Source organism: Amycolatopsis sp. NPDC006131 (genome assembly GCF_040614175.1).
GTDB lineage: Bacteria > Actinomycetota > Actinomycetes > Mycobacteriales > Pseudonocardiaceae > Amycolatopsis_E > Amycolatopsis_E tucumanensis.
On sequence record NZ_JBEXTX010000001.1, the window covers coordinates 212,956 to 222,975 of the forward strand.

The window sequence follows — 10,020 nt, forward strand, 5'->3', positions numbered from 1 at the left end:
CCGCCTCTCTCAGGTAACCATCCGATGTCAACCCCGGTGGAAAACTGTCCTATTCATCCGCGGGCAGGTGCGCGAGCTGGACCAGCCGGGCGCCCGCGCCGCGGGTGATGAACCAGCCGCGGCCCGGTGGCAGCTTCTGCGGCTTGATGTTGCCCAGCAGCGGCCCCTCCTCGCGGCTGCCCGACATCAGGATCCCCGGCGAGGCCAGGTCCCGGATCCGGGCGATCACCGGGTCGTACATCGCCCGCGCGGCGCCACCGATGCGCCGGGTGACGATCAGGTGGAGCCCGATGTCCCGGCCCTGCGTCATGAACTCCAGCAGCTGGGTCAGCGGGTTGTCGTGCGGGTTCGGTGCGACCAGGTCGTAGTCGTCGACCAGGATGAACAGCTCCGGGCCGCTCCACCAGCTGCGGGAGCGGAGCTGCTCCGGCGTGATGTCACCCCCCGGAAGTCGTTTCTGCATCGCGTCGATGGTCAGACGCGTCATTTCCTGAACGGTTCCGCTCGTCGTCGCGTAACCGATCAAGTACTCGTCCGGAACCAGGCCGAGCATGCTGCGCCGGAAGTCGATCAGCGCGATCTGGGCCTCGTCGGGGGTGTAGCGAGCCATGATGCTCTTGGCCAGCGCCCGCAGGAACGTGCTCTTGCCGGACTCGACGTCGCCGAAGAGGACCAGGTGGGGTTCGGTGACGAAGTCCAGGTGGACCGGCTGCAGGTCGGTCTCGGAGATCCCGATCGGGATTCCCCTCTTCTCGTCCGGCGCGGGCAGCTCGGCGTACGGCAGCACGTCCGGGAGCAGGCGCACCCTGGGGGCGGGCTTGCCGGTCCAGACGCCGCTGATGGTCTCCACCAAGTGCTGGACGCCGTCGGCGAGCCCGTCGGCGGTCTCCTGCCCGTCGATGCGGGGCACCCCGGACAGGAAGTGCATGGCGTCCGGCGACAGGCCGCGTCCCGGGGACTGCTCCGGCACACCGGCGGCCTGGCGGCGGCCGATGACCGAGTCGACCGGGTCGCCGAGGCGCAGCTCGATACGGCTGCCGAACATGTCGCGCACGTTCATCCGCAGGTCCAGCCAGCGGTTGGAGCTGGCGATGACGTGGATGCCGAACGCCAGGCCACGGTTGAGCAGCTCGGTCACGCCCGGTTCCAGGTCCTCGAACTCCGCGCGCACCGTGGCCCAGCCGTCGATGACCAGGAACAGGTCGCCGAACCGGTCCTCGGGGAACCGGCCTTCGCGCAGCAGCTTGCGATAGGTCGCCATGCCGTCGATGCCGTGCTCGGCGAACCGCTGCTCGCGCTCGGCGAGCAGCGTCCTGGCCTCGGCGATGCTGCGCCGGACCCGGTCGACGTCGCGCCGCGTCGCCACCCCGCCGACGTGGGCGAGGTCGCGCATGGCGGTCAATCCACCGCCGCCGAAGTCGAGGCAGAAGAACTGCACCTCCGCGGGGGTGTGGGTGAGCGCGAGGCTGCCGATGATCGTGCGGATCACCGTGCTCTTGCCGCTCTGCGGGCCGCCGACGACGGCGATGTTGCCGCCCGCGCCGGACAGGTCGAGCCAGCACACGTCGCGGCGCTGATCCGCGGGCCGGTCGATGATGCCCGCCGCCGCGTGCAGCGCGCCGCGGTACTGCTCCTGGCCGGTCGTGATCCCGCGCTGCGGGTCGTGCACCAGTGGTTCCAGCAGCTTGTCCAGCGACGGGGGCTCCGCCAGCGGCGGCAGCCACACCTGGTGCGCCGGCACGCCCTGGCCTTCGAGCCGCTCCACCAGCACGTCCATCAGCGTCTCGCCCAGGTCGTCGGACTCGGCGGGCTGCGGCTGCTCCACCGGCTTCTCCGCCAGCCGCGGGCGCAGGTAGGCCGTCGAGTAGTCCTGCACCGGGTCGATCTGGCGGCCCTCGTCGTCGGTGCGCTGGATCGTGCCGCGCCGGTGCACCCCCGACACGTACGCGGCCTTGAAGCGGGTCAGCTCGTCGACACCGGTCTTGAGGAAGCCGTTGCCGGGGGAGCGGGGCAGCTGGAACGCGTCCGGCGTGCCGAGCACGACCCGGCTCTCCATCGCCGAGAACGTCCGCAACGCGATGCGATAGGACAGGTGCGAGTCCAGCCCGCGCAGCCTGCCCTCCTCCAGCCGCTGCGAGGCGAGCAGCAGGTGAACGCCGAGCGAACGGCCGACGCGTCCAATCTGGACGAACATGTCGATGAAGTCCGGCCGCGCGGTCAGCAACTCGGAGAACTCGTCGACCACGATCAGCAGCGCGGGCAGCGGGTCGAGCGGGGCGCCCGCGGTGCGGGCCTTCTCGTAGTCGCGCTGTGAACCGTAGTTGCCCGCCTTGCGCAGCAGCTCCTGCCGCCGCACCAGCTCGCCGCCGATCGCGTCCAGCATGCGGTCCACCAGGTGCAGCTCGTCGGCCAGGTTGGTGATCACCGCGCTGGTGTGCGGCAGCCGGTCCAGCTTGGTGAACGTGGCGCCACCCTTGAAGTCCACCAGCACGAAGTTGAGGATCTCCGAATCGTGCGTGACCGCCAGCGCCAGCACCAGCGTGCGCAGCAGCTCGGACTTGCCCGAGCCGGTGGCGCCGACGAGCAGGCCGTGCGGGCCCATGCCGTCCTGTGCCGACTCCTTGAGGTCCAGCTCCATCGGGCGGCCGTCGGCGGTGATGCCGATCGGCACGCGGAGCCGGTCCCGGTTGGACCGCGTCTCCCAGCTCTTCGCCAGGTCGAACTCGTACGGGTCGCCCAGGCCGAGCAGGTCGGTCAGCTCCAGCGACCCGGACAGCGGCTGCTCGCTCGCGGTCAGCGCGGACAGCCGCAGCGGCGCGAGCGTGCGCACCAACCCGCGCATCTCCTCGACGCCCAGCCCGTCGGCGGTGCCGATGTTGCCGGCGCCGTCCATGGTGCGGCTGGTCAGGTTGCCGTCGGGCGAGATGTCCAGTACCAGGGTGGCGGCGTCCAGCAGGCGCGGCGGCTCGCCGGAGAGGTCGATGACGGTGACGCCCTCGACGCCGCCCTCGATCATCAGGTGCTCGGACCCGCCGGTGTCGCCGCCGTCGACGAACACGACCACGTGCGTGGAGCCCTCGATCGGCTGTGTGCCCGGGTTGAAGCGCGGCCGGTTGGCCACCACGTCGTCGAGCATCGCCTCCAGCGCAGTCACGCTCGGCGCCACCAGCCGGATCTGGCCGACCGCGTCGGTCTTGGTCGGGTGCAGCGCGTGCGGCAGCCACTTGGCCCAGTCCCACAGCTCGCGCTCGCGCACGCAGAACGCGGTCAGCACGTCGCCCGGCGCGTGGAAGGTGCCCAGCTGCGCGACCAGCGCGCGGGCGATCGCGCGCTTGCGGTCGTCGTCGCCGGTCAGGTAGATCCGGGAGAACCCGCGCAGGGCGACCGCGACCGGCAGGTCGGGCACCGTCGAATAGGTGGTGACGAACTTCCGCAGCGCCATCGCGCACAGCGGTTCCAGCTCGTCGATCGGTTTGGTCTCGGGCGGCACGAGCGGCGTGGCCAGCTCCTGCGAGCCCAGCCCGATCCGGATGACGGTGAAGTCCCAGTCGCCGGGGCGGCGCTCCCACAGCCGCGCGCTCTGCGCGGTCGACCACAGCCGCGACGGGTCCGGGTGGCGGTAGAACATCGCCTTGCGCTGCTGGTCGATGGTGTCCCGCACCTGTGCGCGCAGCTGCGACAGCCGCCGCATGTACCGGCGGCGGTTGGCGATCATCTCCTGTTTGCTCGGCCCCTGCCCGTTCTGGCTGATGATCTGGAACAGGATCATGCCGAGCACCGCGACGCCGTACAGACCGCCGGCGACGTACATCAGGGGACCGGACCGGCCGGCGCCGATCAGCAGCGCCATGCCGCCGGTGCCGGCGAGCATGGGCAGGATCATCAGCACCCGCGTCCAGCTCTTGCCCGCGGGCGGCGGATTTTCCGGCGGGGGATCGAGCACCACGTCGCCTGAGGGCAGGTCAGGCGCGGGCCGCCGCAGTGGCCGCTTGACTATGATCGTTCCCAAGACCGAAAACCTCCCGAGCGCCCGGGTGCGCCAGCATAGAGCTTTCCGCCAGCCTAGTGTCGCGCTTTAATTGATACTCTCCCAGCCGGTCTCGGGGTCCAATTTGGAGGTAGGGGCAGCATGACGTCGGCGATGGGCACGACCCTCGCGAAGGTGAGCATCACCACGCCCAAGCGCGGGATCGACGTCGCGCTCCCGGAGAACGTGCCGGTCGCGGAACTGCTCCCCTACATCCTGCGCCACGCGGGCGAGGACGCGCCGGACACCGGCGAGCAGCACGGCGGCTGGTCGCTGCGGCGGCCCACCGGCGAGCGCCTCGACGGGCAGCAGACGCTCGCCGCGCAGCAGGTGCGCGACGGCGAGATCCTGCACCTGGTCCCCGGCCCGGTCGACTGGCCCGAGATCGAGTACGACGACCTGGTCGAGGCCATCGCCAGCGGGGCCCGGCGCTACGGCCGCAGCTGGGGTCGCGCGGCCACTCGGCGGGCCGGGCTGGTGATCGCGGCCGTGCTGCTGTGCGCGGGCAGCCTCGCCGCCCTGTTGTTCGAACCACCGTGGCTGAGCGCCGGCCTGATCACGCTGGGGGCCGCGGTGGTCCTGACCGCGCTGGGCATCGTGGTGGCGCGCGCGGTGCCGGACGCCTACGCGGGCGCGGTGTTCGCCGGATCGGCGCTGCCGTACGCCTTCCTCGGCGGTTACCTGCCGACCGCGCCGGACCACCTGGGACTGTTCTCCTTCGGGTCCGCGCAGTTGCTGCTGGGGACCATTTCACTGCTGGTCTTCGGCATCGTCGGCTACCTCGGCGTGGGCGCGATGAGCCGCGTGTTCGTCGCCGCGATCAGCACCGGATTCCTCGGCGCGCTGGGCGCGTTGTTCGGCGGCTGGATGGACCCGGACGCGGCCGGCGCGCTGGTCCTGACCATCGCGATCGGCCTGCTGCCCGGGTACCCGTGGCTGGCGCTGCGGCTGGGCCGGGTCCCGCTGCCCGCGCTGCCGCAGCGCTCGGCGGACCTGCTCAACGACGAACCGCACCCGGCCACCCCGGCGGTGTTCGACGCCGCCGCCCGTGCCGACGAACTGCTCACCGGCTTCCTCACCGGCGCCGCGCTGATCAGCGCGTTGTCGTCGATCCCCCTCGCCGCACACGGCGGCGGATCGCGGCTGATCATGCTGATCCTCGCGTGCGCGGCGCTGCTCCTGCGGGCCCGGTTGTTCCCGGTGCCGCGCCAGCGGATTCCGCTGCTGGTCGCCGGGCTGTGGGTGTTCGCGCTGCTGGCCGACTGGTGTTTTTCCACCGCGTCCGGCAACGGCGGGATCGGGCTGTTCCTGCTGGCGCTGGTGGTGCTCGCGCTGCTGGTCGCGGCCGCCGGGCTGGTCTATTCCCGCAAGAACCCGTCGCCGTGGTTCGGCCGGATCGCGGACATCGTGGACGTCATGGCTATCGTGGCCCTGATCCCGTTCGCGGGGTTCATCACCGGATTCTTCGCATACGTCCAGGGCCTGATGGCCTCGATCGGCTGAGGGATAGGCGTGCCCACTCGTCGCGACCAGCTGCAGGCCTACCAGTTCATGATGCAGCGCGTCACCTCCGCGCTCATCGTGCACGAGACCGATCCGGAGCTGACCCCGTTGCGGCGCGGAGTGGGCGCGGTGTTCGCCGGGGTGATGATCGCGGTGCTGGTCGCCGCGGGCTTCGGTGTTTACGGGGTGTTCACCGGAGTCGGTGGCACGTCCTGGAAAGCCGACGGCGCGGTGGTGATCGAGCGCGAGACGGGCGCGACGTTCGTGTACCAGTCCGGTGAGCTGCAGCCGACCCTGAACTACGCCTCGGCGCGGCTGCTGACCAGCGCGGACAAGGCCGGACCGCACCGCGTGGCCGGCAAGGACCTCGCCGGGCTGCCGCGCAGGCCGGCCGTGGGCATCCCCGGCGCGCCTGCCTCGCTGCCGCCCGCGAACCGCGCGACCGCGACGCCGTGGACGATGTGCTCGGTGCTGGGGCAGAACCTGGCCGGCGCACCGCTGACCACGACGACGCTGATGGTCGGGCAATCGATGCCGGGCGGCGCCCCGCTCGGCCAGCGCGCGATCCTGGCCCGCGACTCCACCGACGGCACCGTCTACCTGGTGTGGAACAACCACCGCTACCGGATCAGCGACGCCGCCGTGATCCGCTCGGTGTTCGGCGCGCAGGCCAGCCCCGTCGAGGCGGGCACGGCCTGGCTGAACGGGCTTCCGGTGGGGCAGGACCTCGGCCGCATCGACGTGCCCGGCCAGGGATCGCCGTCCACAGTGCTGAGTGGGTTCGCCGTCGGCGATGTCGTCTACTACCCGTTGTCCCGCGGCGTGCAGTACTACCTGGTCCGGCAGGAGGGGCTGGCCCCGCTGACCGAGCTGCAGGTGCGGATCATCTCCGGCCAGTACTCCATGCAGCCCAAGGAGATCCCCGCCGCGGCCGCGAATGCCGCGCCGACCAGCAACGCGCTGGTGCCAGCTGAGGGCGAGGCGGCCCCGCCGTCGCTGCCGCCGGAGCTGGCCACCGTGCCCGACCAGGGCCGTGCGGCCCTGTGCGCGGAGACGCACGACGCCCGCACCGACCCGGTGATCTCGATCGGCGGCGACCCGAACGCGATGTCCGCGGCCATCACGACCAGCGTGGAGAGCGGCACCGGCACGAAGCTGGCCGACCGCGTCCTGGTCCCGCCGGGCAGTGTCGCGGTGGTGCGGGTGCTGCCGTCGGCCACGGCGACCACGGGCGCGTACACGCTGGTCACCGACACCGGACTGCGCTACCCGGTGCCGTCCGAGGACGTGCTCGGGCAGCTGGGGTACGCCGCCTCCTCGGCGGTCGACATGCCGGCCGCGCTCGTGCAGCGCATCCCGGAGGGCCCGACGCTGAACCCGTCCGCGGCGATGGTGTCGGCGGTCCCGTAGTCGGCCCGCACCGGGCGTCCGTGAATCTCTGGCAGAAAGTCTTGACCAGCGGTTTTGCTTCGTGCCAGGGTGGTACGGGGCGACGGGGGGATGTCAGCCGCGCCGCCTATTCTGCTGATAAATGTCCCGTGATATGGGGGTGATCAGGCGTGGTCCTGAAACTCGATGAGACACAGACCCAGCACCTGAGGACGCTGCTCAGCGATGCCAAGGACCAGGGTGAGCAGCTCTGCTCGAGCATCCACAGCGACTACGCCGGCGTGGTCGGCGCCAGCTGGCTGGGCGGCGCTTCGACCGCCGCTCTCGGCAAGCAGGACGAGATGCTGAACTTCTGGAAGAGCCAGCTGGCTCCCATCCTCGACAACCTGGTGAACGGCATCCTCAGCACCACCAACCTGCTGACCAACCAGGACCAGGACAGCCAGAACGTCATCAACGCCATCGCGCCGGGCTCCGGCGGCATGAACTTCGGCCGGCTCGGCGGAACCGCCTCCGCCTGACGGCGCAGCAGCTTCGGAAGGGGACAGACATGGTTCTGCGTTACGACGGCACGGTCGGTGACACCGGCACCACGAACATCACGAAATCCGGCGAGCTGATCCAGCTGTTCGAACAGTTCAAGCAGAAGGCCAAGAACATCCTGGCCGAAGACTGGAACGGTGCGGCCGCCACGGCGTTCGACGAGGCCCAGGAGATCTGGAACCAGCGCGTCAACAACTTCGGCAGCACCCACCAGGACATGGGTAACGCCGTCATCAGGGCAGCCGAGAACGCGTTCGACAAGGACATGCAGGCGAGGGGCTACTTCAACATCTGAGAGCTCGACCGCCGAAGCCGGTCCCGGAGCGCGAACACGCTCCGGGACCGGCTTGTCTCACGCTGGGAACACCGGGGAGGGAATCGTTGTGCAGCAGGGGATCAGGACCGCTTGGGGCGGTCGCTGAACAGTTCGACGGGCGGCTCCGGACGCTCGTCCTCGGGCCGGTCCTGCGGAACCGGGGCGAGTCCGGCGCGCCAGCGGCGGCGGCCAAGCGGTCCGAACACGACGATCGCGGTCACCAGCAGCACGAGCGCGAAACCGGCGGCCGCCAGGATGAACGCCCAGTCGTCACTGCGGTTTTCGGCGGCCTGTCGCGCGGCGACCTCGGGGTCGACGGTGACCGGGGTGAGCGGTGGCAGCGTCACCGGGTTGCCGGCGGCGATGTCGTCGGACACGGCCTGGTACGAGTTCACGACACCGAAGCCGTAGTACGCGCTGCCCGTGCCTTCGGGAGCCGGGGACGCGGTGGCGTACAGCCGCTGCACGACGTCCGTGTTGGACAGTTGCGGCCGGTAGGAACGGACGAGCGCGACCGTGGCCGCCACGTACGCGGTGGCGAACTGTGTGCCAGAAGCGGTGCCAAGGCCGGCGTTCGGGAAGGTCGTCACCACGTTCGCGCCCGGCGCCACCAGATCCACGGCCGTGGGGCGCGAGTTCTGGGTCACGACGCCGTTTTCGGCGATCGCGCCCACACCGACGACGCCGTCGTAAGCCGCCGGGTAGGGGACCAGGCCGGGCGGTTCGTTGCTCGCGGTTTCGCCGACGGCAGCCACGACCACGATGCCGCGGGAGAGCGCCCGCTGCACGGCGCCGCGCAGGGCGGCGTTGTCGTCGTAGGTGATGGTCGGGACCGCGATCACCGTCGCGCCGCGGTCGACGGCCCAGTTGATCGCCGCGGTCAGCGTTTCCGGGGCGACGGTCTCGCGCGGGTTTCGGTTGGACGGGTACTGGTCGGCGACGACCTTCGCGGACAGGACCTGCGCTCCCGGCGCAATGCCGTGGAACCCCACCGCGCCGCTCGGCTGTGCGGCGATGATGCCGCTGACCCCGGTGCCGTTGCCCAGGCAGTCGGGCAGGCCGCTGGGCTGACCGGTGCCGGCCGGAGCGAAGTTCGCGCGCTCCGCGATGTGCCCGGCCAGGAGCGGGTTGTCGCTGATGCCGGTGCTGAGGACCGCCACGCGTTGCCCGGCCCCCGTGCTCAGCGGCCACACCCGATCGGGTGCGAGCATTTTCTGGGACCACGGAACGGGAACCAGGAGCTCCCCCGAAACGACACAGTTCTGCTGGGCCTGCGCGGCCTGCGGGGTCACCGTGACGACGGCGAGCCCGGTGACCGCGGCGGCCAGTGCCGATCGAAGACGCTTGGCTTGCACGCGCCGAATGCTATCGGAGTGCCCGCCGCATGTGGCAATGTCGCCGCTGTGCCGGGTGGACGAACGGATGGGAGACGGGCTTGAACTTCTCTTCCGACCGGGTGGACCCGGTTTTCGAGGAAATGCTGGACGAACTGCGGCAGGCGACCGCGAACCTCCCGGCGGCGCAGGAGCGGATGCTCGGCATGACCGGGGTTGCCTGGTCGCCGGACCGCACGGTCAAGGTGGTCGTGGGGCTGCGCGGCCAGCTCGTCGACCTGGAGATCGACCCGCGGGTGTTCCGCAAGCCGGACGCCGCCGCGCTTCAGGCCGCGATCCTGGAGGCGTCCGCCGAGGCCGTGGCCCAGGTGCAGGCTCAGATCAAGGAAGTGATGGCCGAGAACTTCTCGCCCGTGTTCACCGAGCTGCAGAACCAGGTGCAGCCCGAACGCGCCGGCGCCATGGACTACCTCCAGCGGACCGACGCCGAAATCTACGCCGAGCGGAAGGCAGAGCAATGAGCGGTGGTTTCGTCTCCATCAACACCAGCGCCCACGAGATCGCGTCCATGGGCGGTCAGCTGAGCGGCATCGGCACCGAGTTCAGCGGACAGGCCGCGGCCGCGAAGGCCGAACACGCGAAACTGGCCACACTCGACACCTTCGGCAACGACCGCATGGGAGAGGGCTTCTTCGCCAAGTACGGCGAGAACGACAACCCCGAAAAGGTCCTCAAGGCGCAGGGCACTCTCGGTGATCAACTGGCCGAGATCGGCGGTATGGTCAAGAAGGCTGCGATGACGCAGTACGAGGGGGAGCTGGAGAACCTCAAGATGGTGAACGACGTTCAGACCTAGTTCTTCCGCGCCAGCAACGTTTTTTCGTGTCGTCGATTCGGGGAGGTGATCG

At 70.4% G+C, this 10,020-nt stretch carries 8 protein-coding genes; 6 read left to right on the top strand and 2 right to left on the bottom strand.

Annotated elements, in window-relative coordinates; all coding sequences use genetic code 11:
• Positions 1-49: 49 nt before the first annotated feature.
• Positions 50-4,009 (bottom strand): type VII secretion protein EccCa, encoded by a 3,960-nt coding sequence (gene eccCa / locus ABZ215_RS01075; RefSeq protein ID WP_354946885.1) that lies wholly within the window; start codon positions 4,007-4,009, stop codon positions 50-52.
• Positions 4,010-4,129: 120 nt separating this feature from the next.
• On the opposite strand from eccCa, the gene eccD reads away from it, so the two are divergent.
• From eccD to ABZ215_RS01095, 4 genes are all read left to right on the top strand, one after another.
• The gene (eccD, locus tag ABZ215_RS01080; protein WP_020416778.1) at positions 4,130-5,530 is read left to right on the top strand and encodes a type VII secretion integral membrane protein EccD; all 1,401 of its coding nucleotides are present in this window, start codon (positions 4,130-4,132) and stop codon (positions 5,528-5,530) included.
• Positions 5,531-5,539: 9 nt separating this feature from the next.
• On the top strand, positions 5,540-6,940 hold the full coding sequence (eccB, locus tag ABZ215_RS01085) for a type VII secretion protein EccB (protein ID WP_354946887.1): 1,401 nt from the start codon (positions 5,540-5,542) through the stop codon (positions 6,938-6,940).
• Positions 6,941-7,089: 149 nt separating this feature from the next.
• On the top strand, positions 7,090-7,440 hold the full coding sequence (locus ABZ215_RS01090; protein ID WP_020416780.1) for a hypothetical protein: 351 nt from the start codon (positions 7,090-7,092) through the stop codon (positions 7,438-7,440).
• Positions 7,441-7,469: 29 nt separating this feature from the next.
• Positions 7,470-7,757: a WXG100 family type VII secretion target gene (locus ABZ215_RS01095; protein ID WP_020416781.1), complete on the top strand. Its 288-nt coding sequence runs from the start codon at positions 7,470-7,472 to the stop codon at positions 7,755-7,757.
• A 101-nt stretch (positions 7,758-7,858) separates the two neighbouring features.
• Here the strand turns inward: ABZ215_RS01095 and ABZ215_RS01100 are convergent, their stop codons facing one another.
• Positions 7,859-9,133, bottom strand: a complete 1,275-nt coding sequence (locus ABZ215_RS01100) for a S8 family serine peptidase (RefSeq protein WP_354946889.1) — start codon at positions 9,131-9,133, stop codon at positions 7,859-7,861.
• 80 nt (positions 9,134-9,213) lie between these two features.
• On the opposite strand from ABZ215_RS01100, the gene ABZ215_RS01105 reads away from it, so the two are divergent.
• Both ABZ215_RS01105 and ABZ215_RS01110 read left to right on the top strand, forming a co-directional pair.
• On the top strand, positions 9,214-9,633 hold the full coding sequence (locus tag ABZ215_RS01105) for a YbaB/EbfC family nucleoid-associated protein (protein ID WP_027935672.1): 420 nt from the start codon (positions 9,214-9,216) through the stop codon (positions 9,631-9,633).
• Positions 9,630-9,968 carry a hypothetical protein gene (locus ABZ215_RS01110; RefSeq protein ID WP_020416784.1) on the top strand — a complete coding sequence of 113 codons (339 nt, stop codon included), beginning with the start codon at positions 9,630-9,632 and terminating at the stop codon, positions 9,966-9,968. The genes ABZ215_RS01105 and ABZ215_RS01110 overlap by 4 nt, the downstream gene beginning before the upstream one ends.
• Positions 9,969-10,020: the final 52 nt, after the last annotated feature.

What these genes read in the sequence shown, in the direction of transcription:
- ABZ215_RS01095 (WP_020416781.1), top strand. Translation starts at nt 7,470, where the DNA reads ATGGTTCTGCGTTACGACGGCACGGTCGGTGACACCGGCACCACGAAC.
- ABZ215_RS01110 (WP_020416784.1), top strand. Translation starts at nt 9,630, where the DNA reads ATGAGCGGTGGTTTCGTCTCCATCAACACCAGCGCCCACGAGATCGCG.
- eccD (WP_020416778.1), top strand. Translation starts at nt 4,130, where the DNA reads ATGACGTCGGCGATGGGCACGACCCTCGCGAAGGTGAGCATCACCACG.